The sequence below is a fragment of the Noviherbaspirillum pedocola genome (assembly GCF_016632335.1).
Taxonomy (GTDB): Bacteria; Pseudomonadota; Gammaproteobacteria; order Burkholderiales; family Burkholderiaceae_D; genus Noviherbaspirillum_A; species Noviherbaspirillum_A pedocola.
Genome location: NZ_JAEPBG010000002.1, coordinates 24,369 through 43,509 on the forward strand (window position 1 = coordinate 24,369; position 19,141 = coordinate 43,509).

At 65.4% G+C, this 19,141-nt stretch carries 17 protein-coding genes; 12 read left to right on the plus strand and 5 right to left on the minus strand.

All coding sequences use genetic code 11. The features are described from left to right. Positions 1-49: 49 nt before the first annotated feature. From pedF to JJB74_RS05285, 5 genes are all read left to right on the plus strand, one after another. The gene (gene pedF / locus JJB74_RS05265) at positions 50-517 is read left to right on the plus strand and encodes a cytochrome c-550 PedF (protein ID WP_200590802.1); all 468 of its coding nucleotides are present in this window, start codon (positions 50-52) and stop codon (positions 515-517) included. Between the two features lie 46 nt (positions 518-563). Then, the gene (locus JJB74_RS05270) at positions 564-1,394 is read left to right on the plus strand and encodes a substrate-binding periplasmic protein (protein WP_234483993.1); all 831 of its coding nucleotides are present in this window, start codon (positions 564-566) and stop codon (positions 1,392-1,394) included. Positions 1,395-1,603: 209 nt separating this feature from the next. Then, a complete protein-coding gene (locus tag JJB74_RS05275) occupies positions 1,604-3,724 on the plus strand; it encodes a 4Fe-4S binding protein (RefSeq protein WP_200590803.1) in 2,121 nt (706 codons plus the stop codon). A gap of 8 nt (positions 3,725-3,732) precedes the next feature. Continuing rightward, positions 3,733-4,716, plus strand: coding sequence for an FAD:protein FMN transferase (locus tag JJB74_RS05280; RefSeq protein ID WP_200590804.1), 984 nt, complete (start codon positions 3,733-3,735; stop codon positions 4,714-4,716). A 92-nt stretch (positions 4,717-4,808) separates the two neighbouring features. After that, the gene (locus JJB74_RS05285; RefSeq protein ID WP_234483994.1) at positions 4,809-5,468 is read left to right on the plus strand and encodes an MlaC/ttg2D family ABC transporter substrate-binding protein; all 660 of its coding nucleotides are present in this window, start codon (positions 4,809-4,811) and stop codon (positions 5,466-5,468) included. A gap of 275 nt (positions 5,469-5,743) precedes the next feature. On the opposite strand, the gene JJB74_RS05290 is transcribed toward JJB74_RS05285, so the two are convergent. Next, entirely contained in the window at positions 5,744-6,691 is a 948-nt protein-coding gene (locus JJB74_RS05290) for a GAF domain-containing protein (protein WP_200590805.1), read from the minus strand. A 332-nt stretch (positions 6,692-7,023) separates the two neighbouring features. Between JJB74_RS05290 and JJB74_RS05295 the strand changes: the two genes are divergently transcribed. The 5 genes from JJB74_RS05295 (at position 7,024) to JJB74_RS05315 (ending at position 12,266) form a co-directional block, all read left to right on the plus strand. Continuing rightward, positions 7,024-8,268 (plus strand): GTP cyclohydrolase II, encoded by a 1,245-nt coding sequence (locus JJB74_RS05295; protein ID WP_200590806.1) that lies wholly within the window; start codon positions 7,024-7,026, stop codon positions 8,266-8,268. Next, positions 8,265-9,470, plus strand: coding sequence for a URC4/urg3 family protein (locus JJB74_RS05300; protein WP_200590807.1), 1,206 nt, complete (start codon positions 8,265-8,267; stop codon positions 9,468-9,470). Before JJB74_RS05295 ends, JJB74_RS05300 begins: the two co-directional genes overlap by 4 nt. 15 nt (positions 9,471-9,485) lie before the next feature. Continuing rightward, a complete protein-coding gene (upp, locus tag JJB74_RS05305; protein WP_200590808.1) occupies positions 9,486-10,118 on the plus strand; it encodes a uracil phosphoribosyltransferase in 633 nt (210 codons plus the stop codon). Positions 10,119-10,135: 17 nt separating this feature from the next. Then, positions 10,136-10,798, plus strand: coding sequence for a TetR/AcrR family transcriptional regulator (locus JJB74_RS05310; RefSeq protein WP_200591353.1), 663 nt, complete (start codon positions 10,136-10,138; stop codon positions 10,796-10,798). Between the two features lie 196 nt (positions 10,799-10,994). Beyond that, on the plus strand, positions 10,995-12,266 hold the full coding sequence (locus JJB74_RS05315; protein WP_200590809.1) for an amidohydrolase family protein: 1,272 nt from the start codon (positions 10,995-10,997) through the stop codon (positions 12,264-12,266). An 83-nt stretch (positions 12,267-12,349) separates the two neighbouring features. On the opposite strand, the gene JJB74_RS05320 is transcribed toward JJB74_RS05315, so the two are convergent. From JJB74_RS05320 to JJB74_RS33080, 4 genes are all read right to left on the minus strand, one after another. After that, the gene (locus JJB74_RS05320; protein WP_200590810.1) at positions 12,350-13,447 is read right to left on the minus strand and encodes a PEP-CTERM sorting domain-containing protein; all 1,098 of its coding nucleotides are present in this window, start codon (positions 13,445-13,447) and stop codon (positions 12,350-12,352) included. Between the two features lie 310 nt (positions 13,448-13,757). After that, entirely contained in the window at positions 13,758-15,242 is a 1,485-nt protein-coding gene (locus tag JJB74_RS05325) for a TIGR01777 family oxidoreductase (protein WP_200590811.1), read from the minus strand. A gap of 60 nt (positions 15,243-15,302) precedes the next feature. Next, complete coding sequence (locus JJB74_RS33075) at positions 15,303-15,776, minus strand: cell division protein (RefSeq protein WP_234483995.1); 474 nt, start codon at positions 15,774-15,776, stop codon at positions 15,303-15,305. Further along, positions 15,773-16,216 carry a thiol-disulfide oxidoreductase DCC family protein gene (locus JJB74_RS33080; protein ID WP_234483996.1) on the minus strand — a complete coding sequence of 148 codons (444 nt, stop codon included), beginning with the start codon at positions 16,214-16,216 and terminating at the stop codon, positions 15,773-15,775. Before JJB74_RS33080 ends, JJB74_RS33075 begins: the two co-directional genes overlap by 4 nt. Positions 16,217-16,472: 256 nt before the next feature. Here JJB74_RS33080 and JJB74_RS05335 point away from each other — a divergent pair, with 256 nt between their 5' ends. Together JJB74_RS05335 and JJB74_RS05340 are read left to right on the plus strand one after the other, a co-directional pair. Further along, entirely contained in the window at positions 16,473-17,705 is a 1,233-nt protein-coding gene (locus JJB74_RS05335; RefSeq protein WP_200590812.1) for a putative DNA modification/repair radical SAM protein, read from the plus strand. Continuing rightward, positions 17,705-19,141, plus strand: coding sequence for a UdgX family uracil-DNA binding protein (locus tag JJB74_RS05340; protein WP_200590813.1), 1,437 nt, complete (start codon positions 17,705-17,707; stop codon positions 19,139-19,141). The genes JJB74_RS05335 and JJB74_RS05340 overlap by 1 nt, the downstream gene beginning before the upstream one ends.

Below are 19,141 nucleotides of genomic sequence, written 5' to 3' on the forward strand. Positions count from 1 at the left end.
ATTGCGAAGACTGTCGCAATCATTCCAGCAACCATACAGGAGACATCCGATGAAAACCCGTAACCTTCTTTCCGCCCTTGTGCTGGCCGCCTGCGGCACGCTTTCCCTGGCCGCCCATGCCCACGGCGACGTCACGCCGCAAGCCGTGGACACCCATACGCTGCCACCGCTCGGAGAAAAATGGCTCAACGCCAATCCCTACAGCGGCAATGCCGAAGCACAGAAAATCGGCGCCTCGGCCTTTGGCCAGAATTGCGCGCGCTGCCATGGCATCGAAGCGATTTCGGGCGGCATCGCGCCGGATCTGCGCAAGCTTGACCGCGACTGCATGGGTCTGAAGGTCGAAGCGAAGAAGAAGGCCTGCTTCAAGGACAACGAGGATTACTTCGTCACCAGCGTACGTCATGGCAAGGTGCGCAATGGCGCGGTGTACATGCCGCCGTTCGAAGGCATCCTGAACCAGGAAGCGGTGTGGGCAATCAAGTCCTATCTGGAAACCCGGCGCACCACGGAATAGGAAGCGGCGGTATTACGACACGATAAGAACACGAGAGGAGACCCATATGTTCGCAATGACGATGCGGCGCGCGGCGGCCATGCTGGCCGCGGCCTGCGCGATGGCTGCCGCGCTGCCGGCCTGGGCCGACCTTGGCAAGCTGCGTGAATCGGGTACGCTGAAGGTCGCGGTGTACAAGGACATGCCGCCGTTTTACGGCAATGCCGGCGGCATCGATGTCGATCTGGCGCAGGCGCTGGCCGAGAAGCTCGGTCTGAAGCTGTCGCTGCTGCCGTTTCCAGCCGGCGACGACTTGAACGACGACTTGCGCAACATGGTGTGGAAGGGCCATTACCTCGGGTATGGCCCGGCTGACGTGATGCTGCATGTGCCAGTGGATAGGCGTCTGATGGCGCAGAACGACAAGGTCGAGATCTTTGCACCGTATTACCGCGAAACCCTGCGTCTGGTGCGCAGCGTCAAGCGCGTACCGCAATTCGCCGGCCTCGACTCTCTTGCCGGAAAGCGCATAGGCGTCGAACAGGTCTCGATCTCGGGCATGCTGATGCTCGGCGAGCAGAACGGACGCTTTCGCGATGCGGTGAAGATTTATCCGACCGAAGCCGATGCGTTGGCCGCGCTCAAATCAGGTGACGTCGACGCGGTGCTGGCGAATCGCTCGGGCATCGAGGCGGCCCTGCACGGCGACGCGGATTATGCGCTGGAGGAAGTGGCCTTCCAGCGCATGCCATCGCGCGGCTGGGTGGTTGGCATGGCGGTGAAGAAGGAGTCGCGCGATCTGGCCGAGGCCTTGCAGAAGGCGGCGGATGAATTGACGGCTTCGGGCGAGATGGCGCGCATCTTCACCAGGCATGGGGTGCAGCCGGTGACGCCGTGAAGAAGGGCAATGGCGTGGTGTAAGTCCTATCAGCCGCGCCCTTGTTCTGCATCGGCATTGACGACTCGTTGGTTGTTCCAAAATTCAACACATCCTGTCCCGTATCGCCACATTGCGCCGTCATCTACGGCGCTGTGGCCGCGCATTCGTGATGGCATGAAACCTGCCCGGTACCGCTTTTCATTGGCCAGTCCGTTCCACGGCAATTCATGAACCGACCATTGCGCTTCCACTCGCTGCTGCGTCTCTTCCTTGCGTTGCTTGCGCTCACGCTCACGCTGCTATCCACGGCCCATGCCGGCGTGATGACGCGCGATGCGCTGAAGTCGATCTACCCATCGCCTTACCAGGTCGGCGAGAAGGACGCCGCGCTGCCGGTGTGGCCGGTGTTCCGGCAGAACGCCACCGAAACCCAGCTGGTCGGCTATGTCTTCGAATCCATGGACCTCGCGCCGATTCCCGGCTTTTCCGGCGTGCCGGCGAACCTGCTGATCCTGCTCGACGCCAAGGGCAATTTCCTTGATGTGCGTGTGCTGTCGCAGCACGAGCCGGTGTTTCTCGAAGGCCTCGGCCCGGCGCCGCTGGATGCCTTCGTGGCGCAGTACCGCGGCCTGTCGCTCACCGACAGCGTGCGCATCGACACGCCGCCGCGCGCGGGTGGAAAGCGCGAGGGCGGCGCGGTGCATCTGGATGGCGTGGCCAAGGCGACGGCCTCGGTGCGCATCATCAACCAGAGCGTGCTGTCCTCGGCGCTGAAGGTGGCGCGCGCCAAGCTCGGCTTTTCCGGCGCGAGTGATCCGGACCGCGTGGCGCGCGTGAATACGGAGGTATTGGAAACCAGGACGCTGGCGCAACTGGAAGCCGAAGGCATGGTCGCGCACCAGGCGCTGACGAATGCGCAGGTCGAAGCCGCGTATGCCGGCAGCGACGGCGAGGGCTTGGACGCAGTGGCGAAGGCCGAGCCGCAGGCGCTGTTTTCCGAGGCATATATTGCGCTGGCTTCGGTGCCTTCGATCGGCCGCAATCTGCTGACCGAAGCAGCATGGAAACGCCTGTCGGACCGGCTCGAGCCAGGCGACCATGCGCTGCTGGTGTTCTACCGCGGCCGCTATGGCGTGATCGGCGAGGACTTCACTGCCGGCACCGTGCCGGACCGGCTGCTGATCAAGCAGTCCGGGCTGAATATCGAGATGCGCGATCTGGATCTGGAACTGAAGCCGCGCGAGTCGGCATTGGCCGGCATGTCGATGCGGGTGTTCCGCGTGATTGCGCAGGCTGGCCTGGATCCCGCGCAGCCGCTGGATGTGACGCTTCTGGTCAGGCGCAGCAAGGGCGTGATCTATCCCGAGCGCATCGATCGTGCATTCCACACCGCGCTGCGGCTGCCAACGCGCTTCGTCGTGCTGCCGCCCGAGGCCGACGGCGGCTGGAGCGCGCCTTGGCGCGCGCGCTGGCCGGAACTGGCGCTGCTGGCCGCGGGGCTGGCGGTGCTGGCAATTGCACTGGCACGGCAGCGCGCGCTGACTGCCAACGCGCGGCGCTTCGCCTGGTTCCGGCAGGGCTATCTGCTGTTCACCGCGATCTTCATCGGCTGGTATGCACAGGGCCAGCTCTCCATCGTCAACATCACCGGCGCGCTACAGGCGCTGCGCGAAGGGCGCGGCCTGGGCTTTCTGCTGTACGACCCGATGACCGTGTCCCTGTGGGCTTTCGTGCTGGTGTCGCTGGTGGTGTGGGGACGCGGCACCTTTTGCGGCTGGCTGTGTCCGTTCGGCGCGCTGCAGGAATTCGTCGGCAAGGCGGCGCACGCCCTGCGCATTCCGCAGCTGCGCCTCTCGCGCGCCGCGGATGCGCGCTTGAAGCTGATCAAGTACGGCGTGCTCGCCGCCATCATCGGCAGCGTGTTCCTCTCGACCGCGCTCACGGACAGCCTGGTGGAAGCCGAGCCATTCAAGACCGCGATCACGCTCGGCTTCGTGCGCTCGTGGCCGTTCGTGCTGTATGCCGTTTTGCTGCTGGCGGCCAGCGCCTTCGTCTACAAGGCTTTCTGCCGCTACCTGTGCCCCTTCGGCGCAGGGCTGGCGCTGCTCGGCCGGATGCGCCTGTTCAACTGGCTGCCGCGCCGCGCCGAATGCGGCCAGCCGTGCCAGACCTGCCGCCATCGCTGCGACTACGGCGCCATCGAGCGCGATGGCCGGGTGCGCTACGACGAATGCTTTCAATGCATGGATTGCGTGGTCATCTACCACAGCGATGCGCAGTGCGCGCCGCGCATCCTCGAGAAGAAGCGCGCGCGCGTCGTACCGATACGCGCTGTCGAGAAACTTTAGGAGCGAGCATGCAACGACGCCGATTCATGCAAACCGCGATGGGCCTGGGCGCGCTGGCGCTGGCCGCGCCGCTGCCACGCGCGGGCACGCTGTCACGCAGCGAGCTGCCGGGCGGCATGCGGCTTTACGCCGGTGCTGACCTGGCCTTTGGCACCGTGATCGGCGTGAAGCTCCTGCATGCCGATGGGAAAATCGCCGAGCGCGCTATCGCCGAGGCGCTGGCCGAGGCGAAGCGCATCGATGCGCTGATGAGCCTGTACCGACCCGACAGCCAGGTCGCGCGGCTCAACCGCGATGGCGCGCTCGATACGCCTGATCGGCATCTGCTGACAGTGCTCGACACCGCGCGCGACGTTTCCGCGCTCACCGATGGCGCTTTCGACATCACGGTGCAGCCGCTATGGCACCTGGCCTCGCAGGGCAGGGCGACGAAAGACGCATTGCCGCTGCTCGGCTGGCGCCGGGTGCGTTCTGACACGCGCCGCATCGCGCTGGATGCTGGCATGGCGATCACGCTCAACGGCATCGCCCAGGGCTATGCGCTGGATTTGGCGCGCGCGGCGCTGGCGGCACGCGGCATCCGGCATGCGCTGATTGATACCGGCGAATTCGGCAGCCTCGGTCGCGCCGACGGCGGCCGGCCATGGACCCTGGGCGTGCGCGATCCGCGCCGCGAGGACGGCATCCTCGACACGCTGGCGCTGGATGGCCGCAGCATCGCTACTTCCGGGGATTACGCAACCGCGTTTTCCGCCGACTTCGCGCGCCATCACATCTTCGACCCGGCCACCGGCGCATCGCCCCTGGAGCTGGCTGAAACCGTGGTGGCTGCGCCGTACGGCATCCTGGCCGATGCGTTGTCGACGGCGTTCATGGTCACCGGGCACAGGCGCGCGCTCGAGATCGCCGCAACGCTGCCGGGTGTGGATGTGCTGCTGGTCGGCAAGGATGGCCGCATCGCGCGATCAAAGGGCATGATGCATTCGACCTGACGCTTGCAACTTGTTACCTCGCCCGCGGCGCGGTGACGCTAGCATGGTGGCTTTTCCACGAAGGGCGTGGCCCATCCTCGCTCCATTCCATCATGCAAGCTTTCTTCCGATTTTCCGTTCTCCGCTTTCTGCTGCTGATCGGCATGCTGCTGTCCGCGCTGTGCGGCACCGTTCGTGCCGAAGAGGCGAGTGGCAACGAGCCGCCCGATGTGCTGATCAAGCGCGTGAGCGGCGAAGTGATGCAGATCGCGCGCACCGATCCGGCGATACAGGCCGGCGATCGCAAGCGCATCTATGAGGTGGTGCAGAAGCTGATCCTGCCGCACCTAGATTTCCAGCGCGGCACCGCGCTGACCATGGGACGCTACTGGCGCGAAGCCACGCCGCAGCAGCGCGAGCGCGTGTCCGAGGAATTCCGCAACCTGCTGCTGCATACCTATGCCGGCGCGATGTCGCAGATCCGTGACCAGACGCTGCGCTTCAAGCCGATGCGTCTCGATCCTTCCGCGACCAATGCCGAGGTACATTCCGAAGTGATCCTGCCGCGCCGCCCGGAGCCGGTGCAGGTCAGCTATCGGCTGCATCACGATGCCTCGGGCTGGAAGATTTACGACGTCAATGTGATGGGCGCCTGGTTGTCCGAGACCTACAAGGCGACCTTTGCTTCCGAGATCAGCCGTGGCGGCGTCGATGGGCTGATCCGTACTTTGGAGGAAAAGAACCGGCAGCTGGCGGAGAAGGATGGGAAGTAGGCGCGCCTGTTCATGTCTCTTGGAGCGGTCCGTTGGCTCGTAGGTTGGGCTGCCAAGCCCAACATCGGCGCATGCGGACCGCGAACGTTCGTTGGGCTTCCTTCGTCAGCCCAACCTACGCGTTGCTGCAAATTCGTAGGGTGGGCTGCGCCCACCCTACGAACAGGGCGCGCGATTTGTCTGCAGTTGTCTCGCATGCACATGGTAGGAATGGCTGCCCACCCTATGCAGACCCATGCCTCATGAGATCGAAAGGGCTGGTCAGCCCAACGTCCTCATCCCCGCCGCAGCTTCTCGTTATACATCCGGATATCCGCGATCCGGAACGCTTCGGGCAGCGTGCCGCTGGCGCGGCGCAGCGCGCAGCCGATCGCGGCAGTGGCACCGGCGTGGCGCAGCGCCGCGGCTATCTTGTCCAGCATCGCCTGTGCCTGTTCGCCGGACAGATTGCGCAGCAGCAGCGCGAAATGGTTGCGGCCGATGCGGGCCACGCGGTCCTGGTCACGCAGATAGGTCTTCAACAGCGCGCCGTGATGCGCCATTGCCAGTTCGGTCTCGGTGAAGTCCGGGTTCGGGCCTTCATCGACTTCGATCATGATCGCCAGCGCATCCTCGTCCGTCTCGACCAGCGCGGCTTCCTCGTCTTCCATCGCGCTTTGCCAGGCGTGCAGATTCGGCAGACCCGCAAATGGTTCGTTGTCGGGGATGCGCGCCTCGCGCGGCTCTTCGTGGCGCAGGCTGTAGGCGAACAAGGTTGAGAGCGTCCTGGCCAGGCCGACAACCAGTCGGCGTTGCGCCGCGCTGTACGCCGGCTGCGCACGCGTATCCGTCGCGAAAATCGCACCCAGTAGTTCGCCGCGCCGGGAAATCAGCGGACAGATGATGCAGGCGGCGATGCCCGCAGCGGCGAGCGCGGCGGTGTCGGCATTGTCGTCGGCTGCCACCGCATCGGCGATGAAGCGCGGCTTCATATCTTCCGCCAGCCGCAGGCAGACCAGCTCCGGCGTGTTCTGACCTTCACGCACCGCTGCCTCGCGCGCGGCGCTGTCGAGCAGGGTCCAGCCCGCTTCGTCATGGCGCGCGGCGCTCCAGCGCTTGAGCGGCACCATCTCGCGCAGGCTGCCCAGCAGGATGTTCAGGGATTCCCCGAGGCTGGAGAACGGCCTGGTGTTGTCCGGGACGCCGTCGCCAGGCGGCTCAGGTTCGACAGGAGGTACATGCATGAAAAGCGCTTGTGTTGCCGGCGGATTCGCCTGAACCCGATCGGACAGGCAAAAGCCGTAGTGGTTCGCGGCCGCGGGCTGTCATGGACCCTTTTCAGTGTCCAAACAATCGCGTGCATTCACCTCGACAGTGCGGCGCAAGCGTGCGACGCCGCGCATCGCTGGTGCAGCGGCCACGAGCGCTGCTGATTTTCCGCACAAAAATGCGAAAAAACCTTGGCGAAGCGCAGGCACAATTCCTGCAAAGAGGAATAAAGTTGACCACTCGGTCAGGAAACGCACCGGCGTCACACCGAACAACCCAGCGCAGTATTCCCAGAGGAGACCCGATCATGTCCGGTCACATCATGTTGACGTCGCATTCCCGGGGCAGCGGCGCGGCCGCGGCTCATCCCATCCAATGGGGCGCCGCCACGCCCGCACAGCGCGGGCCCATCATCGCCAGCGTCAGCGCGCCGCAGCATCGCAATGCGATCGGCACCCATTCCGGTTCCTATGCGATCTATCGTGCGCTGGCGGTGGCCGCCGGCAATCTCGATCGCGGTCATCGCCCGGATTTCACCGACACCGCGCCGGCCGAAGCGATCGGTCCGCATCCGCAGTGGGCCGACGCGAGAAACATCGTCTCCCTCGATCCGTACGGCCACATGGTGGCGAGCGCCTTTGCCGAGCAGATCGCCGCCGGCGTGGACATCCGCCCGACGATTGCCATTACCAAGGCCCACATCAACATGCCCGAGCTCAAGGCCGCCATCGACGCCGGCCGGCTGCGGCCCGATGGTCAGATCTTGATGGCCAACGGCGACGTGCGCGTGACCAAGGCGGCCATCGATCCGGTCTGGTATTTGCCCGGCGTGGCCGAGCGCTTCGGCATCAAGGAAAGCCTGTTGCGGCGCAACCTGTTCGAGCAGACCGGCGGCATGTTCCCGGAACTCATCACCCGCTCGGATCTGAAGGTCTTCCTGCCGCCGATCGGCGGCATGACGCTCTACTTCTTCGGCGACATCACCCAGCTCGGCAAGCCCGAGACCCGCGTGGCCTGCCGGGTGCATGACGAATGCAATGGCTCGGATGTGTTCGGCTCCGACATTTGCACCTGCCGGCCGTACCTGGCGCACGGCATCGAAGTCTGCATCGAGATGGCGCAGGAAGGCGGCGTTGGCCTGGTGGTCTACAACCGCAAGGAAGGCCGGGCGCTGGGCGAAGTCACCAAGTTCCTGGTGTACAACGCGCGCAAGCGCCAGGTCGGCGGTGACCGCGCCGAAACCTATTTCGCCCGCACCGAGTGCGTGGCCGGCGTGCAGGACATGCGCTTCCAGGAATTGATGCCGGATGTGTTCCACTGGCTCGGCATACGCCGCATCGACCGCTGGGCCTCGATGAGCAACATGAAGCACGGCGCGCTGGTGGAGCAGGGCATCGAAGTGGTGGAGCGGGTGCCGATTCCGGATGAGCTGATCCCGGCCGATGCCCGGGTCGAGATGGATGCCAAGGTCGCCGCCGGCTATTTCGCCACCTACACGCCGGCTGCCAGCGACGAACTGGCGCTGCCCAAGGGCAGGGGACTGGCCGAATGAAGCAGCCCGATGCCGCGGCGCTGCTGCGCGCCGACGCGGTGCGCAGCCATTGCGCCGAGATCATGGCGCTGGCCGAAGACGGCTGCGCGCCGCATTTCCTCTGGCATGCGCAGCGGCTGCCCGAGACCGCGGCCTACGTCGCCGACACCATCCGCCTGCGCTATCCGGATCTGAACGTGCCCTACCACAGCCGCTGGCGCCATTTCGAAGCTGGCGGCGTCGATCGCTGGGGGGCGCTGGCGCAAAGCCATGGCCTGTCGGGCGCGGAACTGGCCCGTGCGCGCATCGACCTCGTCATTCCCAGCGTGCTGCTCGATGCCGGCGCCGGCGCCGAGTGGCGCTATCGCGATGCCGGCAGCGGCATGGAACTCGGGCGTTCCGAAGGCCTGGGCGTGGCCAGCCTGAATTTGTTCGCCAGCGGCGCATTGTCAAGCGACCCGAAGCAGCCCTTGCGCGCGGATGCGGCGGCGCTCCAAGATTTCACCGAAAGCACGCTGGCGCAAACCTTCCAGGCCGGCGTCGGCAATGCACTGGTTGGCCTGTCGGGCCGCGCCGCGCTGCTGCAGCGGCTGGGCGCGGCCATCGCCGCTGCGCCGCAGGTATTCGGAACTCCGGCCCGGCTCGGCAATCTCTTTGACTGGCTGGCCGCGCGCGCGCAGAACGGCACGGTAGCCGCATCGCTGGTGCTGGAAACCCTGCTTGCCACGCTGGGGCCGGTATGGCCGGGGCGCATCGTGCTGGATGGCGTGTCGCTCGGCGATTGCTGGCGCCATTCAGGCAGCAGCGATGGCCTGGTGCCTTTCCACAAGCTCACGCAATGGCTGACGTACTCGCTGCTGGAGCCGCTGGAGCAAGCGGGGCTCGAGGTGACCGGACTCGATGCGCTGACCGGTTTGCCTGAATACCGCAACGGCGGCCTGCTGCTGGACTTCGGCGTGCTCGCGCCGCGCGATCCGTCTTTTCTTTCCCGCCTCTTGACAGTGGAGGAGGAGGCTGTGGTGGAATGGCGCGCCCTGACCGTGATCGCGCTGGATAGGCTGGCCGACGCGGTGCGCGCCGAGCTGGGCGTGGATGCGGCGGGTTTTCCGCTGGCGCGCATCCTGGAAGGCGGCACCTGGGCCGCCGGACGCCGCATCGCGGCCGAGCGCCGTCCTGGCGGCGGCCCGCCGGTGCGCATCGCCAGCGACGGCACCGTGTTTTGAGTAAAGGAAGAATCGATGAGCTCCGAATTCACCGTCATCAGCCATCCGCTGATCCAGCACAAGCTGACCTACATGCGCAGCAAGGAAACCACCACCGACAATTTCCGCCGCCTGCTGCGCGAAATCAGCCAGATGCTGGCCTATGAAGTCACCCGGGACTTGCCGACCGAGACGATACAGATCGAAACGCCCTTGGCAGCGATCGATTCGCCGGTCATCAGCGGCAAGAAGCTGTGCCTGGTGTCGATCCTGCGCGCCGGCAACGGCATGCTCGATGGCATGCTCGACGTGGTGCCGGCCGCGCGCATCGGCCACATCGGCCTGTACCGCGACCCGGAAACGCTGGAGCCGGTCGAGTACTACTTCAAGATGCCGGACGACATCGGCTCGCGCCTGGTGATCGTGGTCGATCCGATGCTCGCCACCGGCAATTCGGCGATCGCCGCCCTGAGCCGCTTGAAGGAAAGCGGCGCTTCCAGCATCAAGTACGTGTGCCTGCTGGCCTCGCCCGAGGGCCTGGCGGCGCTGCAGCGCGCGCATCCGGACGTACCGGTGATGTCGGCCGCGCTGGACGAGCGCCTGAACGAGCACGGCTACATCGTGCCCGGCCTGGGCGACGCTGGCGACAGGATGTTCGGCACGCGCTGACATTGATCGTGGCCGCCATGCCAGCCTGCGCGAGCAGCGTCGATGCGACTGACGCGGTGCGCGGTGATGGACGAGCCAAAGGACGCATCCGCCAGCTCAATGAAGCCGGCATCCTGCGCGCCGCCGAACGTGTCTTCGCCCGCGCCGGTTATGCGGGCGCGACGATGGCCGAGATCGCCACCTGCGCCGGCATGGCGAAGTCGAATCTGCACTATTACTTCGGCACCAAGCGCGAGATCTATCGCGCGGTGCTGACCCACATCCTGGCGCTGTGGCTGGCGCCGACCGACGGCATTTGCGTCGAGCGCGATCCGAAGAGCGCGCTGGGCGAGTACATCGACGCGAAGATGCGGCTGTCGGCCAGTCATCCCGATGCATCGCGTGTCTTCGCCAATGAGATCCTGCATGGCGCGCCCGAAATCGGCGATGTATTGCGTGGCGAGCTGCGCGCGCTGATCGAGGCGAAGGCCGAAGTCATCCGGCACTGGATCGCAATGGGCCGGATGGCGCCGGTGGATCCGCAGCACCTGTTCTTCACGATCTGGGCCGCGACGCAGACCTATGCCGACTTCGATGCGCAAGTCTGCGCGGTGCTGGATGTGCCGGCGCTGGATGGAGAAGGTATGCGTCGGGCGGCCGAACATGTGAAGGGGCTGGTGCTCAGGGGATGCGGGCTTTGACTGTCGTAGGTTGGGCTGCCAAGCCCAACATTGGACGTTCGCGGGCGGAAAGCACGTTGGGCTTGTCAGCCCAACCTACGAGCTGTGGTTTATAGATTTCGAAGTTTCGTAGGGTGGGCGCAGCCCACGCGGTGCTTGCGCACGTCCGCGTGGGCTGCGCCCACCCTACGGGCCTGTTCCTTTTCCCGGAGTTTCCATGCCAGATCTCATCCTGCGCAACTGCGCCTTGCCCGACGGCCGCACCGGCCTCGATATCGCCATCACCGACGGCCGCATCGATGCGCTTGAACCCCGCCTGCATGCCACCGCCGTGCAGGAAATCGACTGCGCCGGCCAGCTCGTCAGCCCGCCCTTCGTCGACGCGCATTTCCACATGGATTCCACGCTGTCCTACGGCCAGCCGCGCATCAATCAATCCGGCACGCTGCTGGAAGGCATTGCGCTGTGGGGCGAACTCAAGCCCGAGCTGACCCAGGAAGCGCTGGCGCAGCGCGCGCTGGCCTATTGCGACTGGGCGGTGGGGCGCGGCCTGCTGGCCATACGCAGCCATGTCGATGTCTGCGATCCGCGCCTGCTGGCGGTGGAAGCGCTGCTCGCGGTCAAGCGCCAGGTCAAGCCCTATCTCGATCTGCAGCTGGTGGCTTTTCCGCAGGACGGCGTGCTGCGCTCGCCCGGCGCCTTCGACAACCTGAGGCGCGCGCTCGACATGGGCGTGGACGTGGTCGGCGGCATACCGCATTTCGAGCGCACGATGGCAGAGGGTGCGGAGTCGGTGCGCATGTTGTGCGAACTGGCCGCCGAGCGCGGCCTCCGCGTGGACATGCATTGCGATGAAACCGACGATCCGCTGTCGCGCCATGTCGAAACCCTGGCCTTCGAGACGCAGCGCCTCGGCCTGCAGGGCCGGGTGACCGGCTCGCACCTGACCTCGATGCACTCGATGGACAACTACTACGTCTCCAAGCTGCTGCCGCTGATGGCCGAATCCGGCATGGCGGCGATTGCCAATCCGCTCATCAACATCACGCTGCAGGGCCGGCACGACACCTATCCGAAGCGGCGCGGCATGACGCGCGTGCCGGAGCTGATCGCCGCTGGCGTGCCGGTGGCCTTCGGTCATGATTGCGTGCTCGATCCGTGGTACGGCATGGGCAGCGGCGACATGCTCGAAGTCGCGCACATGGGCTTGCACGTGGCGCAGATGACGAGCCAGGCGGGTATGCGCGCCTGCTTTGCCGCGGTGACGGAAACACCGGCGCAGATACTCGGACTAGAAGGTTATGGCATCGCGCCCGGCTGCCGCGCCGACCTGGTGCTGCTGGGCGCGCGCGATCCCATCGAGGCGATACGGCTGCGTGCTCCGCGACTGGCGGTGCTTCGCGCCGGGCGGGTGATCGCGGAAAGCGCGCCGGCGACGAGCCGGCTGCATCTGCCGGGGCGGCCGGAGAGGGTGGATTACCGGATTTGAGGGCGTGGCGGCAAAGGGTTCATGGCTGGCCGCCAATGAAAAACCCCGCCACTTGGGCGGGGCTGGTAACGACAGGACTGCGTTCAGCCCTTGCGGCGGCGGCTGGCGGCGATGCCGAGCAGGCCTGCGCCGAGCAGCGCGATGCTGAGCGGCTCGGGGACTGCGACTACCTTGCCGGTCAGGTTCAGCGTCAGCGTCGAATTCTGCCAGGTCGACGAGGCGCCGACGTTGGCGTCGGACAGGTTGAAGGTGTACACCGCGTTGAAGGTGCCGAGGTTCGCGGTGTCGAGCATGGCCGAGAACATCGTCGATGTGCCCTGGGACAGGGCGGTCACGGGGCTGAAAGTGGTCGTCAGCGGCGTGGTGTTGCCAATACCCGAGACCGAATCCAGGTCCAGGCCGTTGCGGTTCGCATTGGCCAGGTTGAAGACGCTGAAGTTCAGTGTCGGATCGATATCGCCCTGGAACACGGTGCCGAAATCCAGGTTGAGGCTGGTTACCTGCGTGTCGCCTTTAAAGGAACCCAGGGCGTGGAGCAGATAGTTGTAGACGACGCTGCCGGTGCCGGAAATGCTGACCGTCGACGTCGTGGAATCGGTGCCATAGAAGGCAGCGGTCGTCTGCGATGCCGACAGGGTGGGCGCGCTCAAGCTGATGCCCGGCGTGCCGCCAACATAGCTGTTCAGGCTGCCGGCGGACACGGCTGCATTGGTCACCGCGAAATTCTGTTTATTCTCCGTCGCCGCGCCGGTGCAGCCGTTCTTGATCTTGTCCGTGCACGAATCTGCCTGCGTCAACACTGAGGTCGTGGTGTTCGGGATGCCGGTGGCCGAGATTTGCACGCTGCTCGAGCCAGTGCCGGAAGCGGTGACATTGTCGTTGCTGCCGGTGCCCGATCCGGCGGTGGCAGTGGTTTGTGTGCTTTGCGTCTGCGTGCCGGACAGGTTCACCGTGACGCCGGTCAACACGCCAGTGCTGCTGCTGAATGCCGTTATCGGAGCGGTACCGAGGGATGCATTGTTGACCGTGGTCGTCGTCGGGGTGCCTTCGGCATCCGTCACAAAGGCGGAACCGCTGAACGTGATGTTCTGGGTTGAGATCAACTCCGCATGCGCCGCTGCCGACCCGCCGAGTATGCCGGCCAGTACCAGCACCTGGACCAGTTGTTTCGTCTTGCTCATTTTCTCTCCCTGTTTGATGTCTGCTGTTGGTGCTCCAACATGCTTGCTTTTCATAAAGCAACTGTTGTGCCAGAGAGAAATATTTCCTTGAAATCAACAAGTTGCAATTTATGACATTAATTTCTGCAGGGTAATGTTAAAAAAATCGACACGGCAGGGAAGAAATAGGGAAAGCCGTTGGATGCCTGCGGCGCGACTGGCGTGCGCCTTGGTTCCACGCTGAGATCGGTTACCGATGGCTGAGGAAGAAAGTGCTGAACCGATGTTCATTGGCTCGGAGATTGGCACGTAATGCGTGCAGCCATCTCGCTCATTTCAAACTTTGCAGCGCAGACTCAACATCGGGATAGCGGAAAACGAAACCTTCGCGCAGCAGCCGCGCCGGAATCACCCGCTGCCCTTCCAGCAGCAGATCGGCTTGTTCCCCGAGCATCAGGCGCAGCGGCCACGCCGGGATGGGAAGCAGGCAGGGCCGGCGCCAGATGCGCGCCGCTGCCTGGCTGAAGCCGAGTTGGGTGACGCATCCGGGGGCAGTGAGGTTGCAGACGCCGACCGCGGCGGCGCTGTCCGGTGCAAGGACTTGCGATCTTTCGGCCGCGCGCCGCCAGAGGTGCGCGATGGCTGCTACCGCGTCGTCCACGTGTATCCAGGAGATCCATTGCCGGCCGCTTCCCAGCCGCACGCCCAGACCCAGCAGGATCGGCAACAGCAGCATCGGCAGCGCGCCCTGCATGCCGAGCACCAATCCGAAACGCAGGCATTCCACCGGCACGCCGTGGCGCGCGGCTGCTTTCGCCGCCGCCTCCCAATCCCGGCACAAGGCTGACATGAACATCGGTTGCGGCGGCGTCGATTCATCCAGGGCTGTTTGCTCGCCGATTTCCTGAATGCCGTAGTAGCCCACCGCGGAAGCGGAAAGCAGCAGCCATGGTTTGCGCCTGGCTTCGTCGATCCAGCGCACCAGGCTTCGCGTCGTTCCGATCCGGCTCTGGCGCAAGGCCTTTTTGCGCTTGCCGGTCCAGCGCCAGCCCAGGATGCGCGTCCCGGCGAGATTGATGATGACGTCGACCTTCACCGTCGGCGGCAGCGCGCTCATCGATGCGATGCATCGCAGTTTTCCGTCGAACAGCCATGCGCAGCGCTTCGGCTGCCGCGTCAGCGCGATGACGTCGTGACCCTCCCGCAGCAGCGCGCGGACCAGACGCTGGCCGATGAATCCGGTTGCGCCTGTCACAAGCACTGTCCGTTTTACGTCATCGAAGGAAATGGGCGCGGCATCGCCGGCGGCCTCGATGCGGCCCAGCCGCCGCGCCGCGCAGGCATCGCGCCATCCCGCGATGCCCACGCCGATGCCGCACAGCGCGAGAAACACGCTCAGCCAGCCGTGCGCATGCCAGCTGAGGCTGCTCGGTCTGGCATGCCAGTCGGGAACATGCAGCGCCAGCAGCGCGATGAATGCGCCGCCATTGATGGCCAGCACCGTGTGCACAACCCGTTCCGTTGCCGGCAGCAGCCGGCTGCCATCCTCCACGACGAAATCCCAGAGGGTGAGGAGAATTTCAACGGCGAATACGCTCATCAGGACAATCGTCCAAACACCGTGCCATTCCCAATAAGCCAGCCCGATGAAGAGCAGCGCATAGATCAGCGCGCGCGTGGCATGAATCGCCAGTTCGCGTTTTGCGCCCGGCCGCTGCGGTAGCGCTTCGCGCAGCTCGTGATGGTAGACGGTATCAAAGGCGCCGAGGCAGCCTTGCGCGGCCATCAACTGCAGGGCCAGGACATGCGTGTTCATGGTGGCGCTTCCCCTTGAAGAGTGTGCTTCGAACTTGGCATGTGGCGGGAGCGGATTGCGTCAGCAGGATGCGATGCCTGCAGCGGAGCGCCAGCAGTGCGCTGCGTCATGCCGCTGCAGCCATAGCAGCGGCGGCAGCATGAGGACGAGAACGAGAGCGTCCAGCCACACATGCGGCCAGCAATCGGCGCGCAGCGATATCAGCACGTCCTGCGGCGCCCAGAGCAACAGGCCGGCAATCAGCCAGCGCCAGAGCCTGGCGTCGCGGTGGCGGTCCGCCTGATGCATCATCAGCAGCATCCATAAGCCGAGGACTTGAAAGGTCGGGCCGCACATGGCGATCCACCAGGCTTGCAACGCCCGCGACTCGGCGGGCGGGGTCGCATGCCAGAATGCCGCGCCGATGCGCCGGTAGTACTCGTCCAGCAGCGGCGCATCGGCAAGCCATGGCAGCAGAGCGCCGACCGCGAGATGGGCCAGTGCAATCGTGTACAGCAAACGGATCATCCAGCGACGCCTTCCATGTGCATTCATTTGCGATCTCCGTGTCGGGCATTCGTGAAGGGATGGCCGATGTCGCAGCGCTTGCCATCGCATTGCACCGGCAGGCCCATGCCGAGACGCTTCGAAATCCGGTACCGATGCCGGGCGAAGCCACGGTAGAGCCACGTGAGAATGGGACGCAGCGGCCGCAATCGCAATGGCCATACCATCCATCCCCGGCCGAGCAGCGTGTAGGCGGCGATCATGCAGTCCAGGCCCGTCAGGACTTCACCGTCGCCGGTTTTGCCATGCAATTCGCGGTGCAGCGCCGCCATCTCCACACCAAGCGTGGAAGGGTCGAAACCGGCTTGTGCAATATCGATGAACGCGACGCGTCGGGCGCCGTTCCAGCGTTTCAGGCGCCGTGCTTGCGCGACGCAGAAAGGACAAAGTCCGTCGAAGTACAGCGTCAGCGCGGGCATGCGCGTCATGAGGGCTCCTTGTCATCCGGTTCGAGGAAGCAGGCGGCGCAAGGCTCGAGGCGAACGAGACGACGCAGACCCGGGGATTGGCATATTCATGCAAGCCGGGAATTAAATGACTGTAAATGATTTGTGTCAACCAAAAGTCACATTTCGCTCGCCCGCATGTCGGCTGCAATGCCGGGTTTCTACAGCGGAGAAGCGCATGAGAGCGCCGCCTTTCAGGTAAAATGCTGTATTCCCATACAGCCCTTTCCCGACGCCGATGGAACTGATCGACAAGCTCGAAATCCTCGCCGACGCTGCCAAGTACGATGCTTCCTGCGCCAGCAGCGGCGCCGCGCCTCGCTCCTCGAAAGGCCGTGACGGCCTCGGCGCTTCCGGTGGCGCTGGCATTTGCCACAGCTACACGCCGGACGGCCGCTGCGTGTCGCTACTGAAAATTCTCCTCACCAATTTCTGCCTGTACGACTGCCAGTACTGCGTGAACCGGCGCAGCAGCGACGTGCCGCGCGCCCGCTTCGCGCCCGAGGAAGTGGTGCGGCTGACGATGGATTTTTATCTGCGCAATTACATCGACGGCCTGTTCCTGAGCTCGGGCATCATCCGCTCGGCCGATTACACGATGGAGCAGCTGGTGCTGGTGGCGAAAACCCTGCGCGAGACGCATGGCTTTCGCGGCTACATCCACCTGAAGACGATTCCGGATGCCGCGCCCGAACTCATCGCCGAAGCGGGGCGCTATGCCGATCGCTTGTCGGTGAACATCGAGCTGCCTTCCGAAGCCGGCATCGCGCGCTTCGCGCCGGAAAAGAATCTGCGCACCATACGCATTGCGATGGGCGGCATCCGGCGAGGCATCGATGAAAAGGCCGAGGAGCCGAAGGCGCCGGCGTTTTCCCCGGCCGGGCAGAGCACGCAGATGATCGTCGGCGCGGATGACAGCGATGACAGCGCGATCCTGTCCACCGCCGAAAACCTGTACAGCGCCTATCGCCTGAAGCGCGTCTACTATTCGGCGTTCTCGCCGATACCGCAAAGCCCGGACGGCCTGCCGCAGAAGCCGCCGCCGCTGATGCGCGAACACCGGCTGTACCAGGCCGATTTCCTGGTGCGCGGCTATGGTTTTGGCGCCAGCGAACTGCTGCCGCAGCCGGGCAATCTGGCCCTAGACATCGATCCGAAACTCGCCTGGGCGCTGGCGCACCGCGAGCATTTTCCGCTGGACCTGAATCGCGCCGAGCTGCGCATGATCGCGCGCGTGCCGGGCATCGGCCTGAAAAGCGCACAGCGCATCGTCGAGCTGCGCCGGCATCGCCGCATCCGTTATGAAGACCTGTCGCGGCTTCGCTGCGCCATGGCCAAGCTGCGCCCCTTCGTGATCACCGCGGATTACCGGCCGCGCCAGGACACGCTGCCGTCCGAACTGCTGCGCCGCGAGCTGGCCGATGCGCCGGCACAGATGAGCCTGTTCCCGGCGCTGCAAGAGGCGGCCTGATGCGCATCGTCAGCGCGGACAGCTTTGCGCAATGGCGCGACGCCGCCCGGGCGCTGCTGGGCGCCGGCGTGGCGCCGCACGAAGTGAGCTGGCAGGCGGCGCATGCGGACAGCCTGTTCGGCGATGACGCCGGGGGCGAGCCGACAAGGCAGGACTTGCCCGCAGGGGCGCCGCTGTCGCTGCCGGCCTCGCTGCTGAAGATGCTGGAAGAGGCCGCTGCCTTTCGCGACGGAGAGCGCTGGGCATTCCTGTACCGGGTGCTGTGGCGCTGGCGGCAAGGCGATTGCGCGGTGCTGTCCCCGGCCGATGCCGATGGCGCGCGACTGGCGGCGATGGTCAAGGCGGTGCGGCGGGAAATGCATCACATGCATGCTTTCCTGCGCTTTCGCGAGCGCCCGCAAGCGCTGGGCGCGCCGCGCTTCGTCGCCTGGTACGAACCCGAGCACGACATCCTGGCCTTGGGCGCGGCGCATTTCATGCACCGCATGGGCCGCGCCAGCTGGCTCATCGCCACGCCCGCAGGCAGCGCCGCCAGCGATGGCGAGCATCTGCGCTTCGGCGCGGCGCCGGCGACAAGGCCGCAGCGGCCGGACGATGTCACCGAAGCACTGTGGCTGACTTACTACCGCAGCATCTGCAATCCGGCGCGCCTGAACACCGCGGCAATGGAAATGCACATGCCAGTGCGCTACTGGAAGAACCTGCCGGAAGCGGCGCTGATTCCGAATCTCGTCAGCCGTGCCGCGACCGGTGCCCGGCGCATCGCCCAGGCCGGCGAGGTTGGGCAGCGCGAAGGCGCGCAGGTGCGGGTGGACGCGGCGCGGGCGCAGCCGCTGCGCGAGCTGCCCAGCGCGCTGGACGCCTGTCGCAATTGCGACTTGTGGCGCCATGCGACGCAGGCCGTGCCGGGCGCTGGACCGGAATCAGCACGGCTGATGATCGTCGGCGAGCAGCCGGGCGACGCCGAGGATATCGCCGGCCTTGCCTTCGTCGGTCCGGCCGGCCGCCTGCTCGGCACGGCGATGAACGAGGCCGGCGTGTCGCGTGACGCAGCCTGGATGACCAATGCGGTCAAGCATTTCAAGTTCGAGCCGCGCGGCAAGCGCCGCATCCACAAGACGCCGGCCCAGGCCGAGGTCGACGCCTGCGGCCATTGGCTGCGCGCGGAAATCGCGGCGGTCAAGCCGCGGGTGATCCTGGCGCTGGGCGCGACAGCCACCCGGGCAGTGCTCGGCGGCGCCCCGGCAAGCATGGCGAACATGCAGGGAAGGGCGATTGCGCAAGGCGATCTCATCGTCATCCCGGCCTGGCATCCGTCCTATGTGCTGCGGCTCGCGGAGCCGCAGGCACAGGAAGCGGCTCGGCGTGAACTGGTCGCGGCGCTGCGCCTGGCAAAAATGCTGAGTGATCAGCGTGAAACTGATGCGATGAATTAA

Excerpts from the sequence above, each read along its gene's own strand:
- JJB74_RS05315 (WP_200590809.1), top strand. The coding sequence starts at position 10,995 with ATGCCAGATCTCATCCTGCGCAACTGCGCCTTGCCCGACGGCCGCACC.
- JJB74_RS05320 (WP_200590810.1), bottom strand. The coding sequence starts at position 13,447 with ATGAGCAAGACGAAACAACTGGTCCAGGTGCTGGTACTGGCCGGCATA.
- JJB74_RS05300 (WP_200590807.1), top strand. The coding sequence starts at position 8,265 with ATGAAGCAGCCCGATGCCGCGGCGCTGCTGCGCGCCGACGCGGTGCGC.
- JJB74_RS05340 (WP_200590813.1), top strand. The coding sequence starts at position 17,705 with ATGCGCATCGTCAGCGCGGACAGCTTTGCGCAATGGCGCGACGCCGCC.
- JJB74_RS05290 (WP_200590805.1), bottom strand. The coding sequence starts at position 6,691 with ATGCATGTACCTCCTGTCGAACCTGAGCCGCCTGGCGACGGCGTCCCG.
- JJB74_RS05335 (WP_200590812.1), top strand. The coding sequence starts at position 16,473 with ATGGAACTGATCGACAAGCTCGAAATCCTCGCCGACGCTGCCAAGTAC.
- JJB74_RS05285 (WP_234483994.1), top strand. The coding sequence starts at position 4,809 with ATGCAAGCTTTCTTCCGATTTTCCGTTCTCCGCTTTCTGCTGCTGATC.
- upp (WP_200590808.1), top strand. The coding sequence starts at position 9,486 with ATGAGCTCCGAATTCACCGTCATCAGCCATCCGCTGATCCAGCACAAG.
- JJB74_RS33075 (WP_234483995.1), bottom strand. The coding sequence starts at position 15,776 with ATGAATGCACATGGAAGGCGTCGCTGGATGATCCGTTTGCTGTACACG.
- JJB74_RS05295 (WP_200590806.1), top strand. The coding sequence starts at position 7,024 with ATGTCCGGTCACATCATGTTGACGTCGCATTCCCGGGGCAGCGGCGCG.
- JJB74_RS05310 (WP_200591353.1), top strand. The coding sequence starts at position 10,136 with ATGCCAGCCTGCGCGAGCAGCGTCGATGCGACTGACGCGGTGCGCGGT.
- JJB74_RS05275 (WP_200590803.1), top strand. The coding sequence starts at position 1,604 with ATGAACCGACCATTGCGCTTCCACTCGCTGCTGCGTCTCTTCCTTGCG.
- JJB74_RS05280 (WP_200590804.1), top strand. The coding sequence starts at position 3,733 with ATGCAACGACGCCGATTCATGCAAACCGCGATGGGCCTGGGCGCGCTG.
- pedF (WP_200590802.1), top strand. The coding sequence starts at position 50 with ATGAAAACCCGTAACCTTCTTTCCGCCCTTGTGCTGGCCGCCTGCGGC.
- JJB74_RS33080 (WP_234483996.1), bottom strand. The coding sequence starts at position 16,216 with ATGACGCGCATGCCCGCGCTGACGCTGTACTTCGACGGACTTTGTCCT.
- JJB74_RS05325 (WP_200590811.1), bottom strand. The coding sequence starts at position 15,242 with ATGAACACGCATGTCCTGGCCCTGCAGTTGATGGCCGCGCAAGGCTGC.
- JJB74_RS05270 (WP_234483993.1), top strand. The coding sequence starts at position 564 with ATGTTCGCAATGACGATGCGGCGCGCGGCGGCCATGCTGGCCGCGGCC.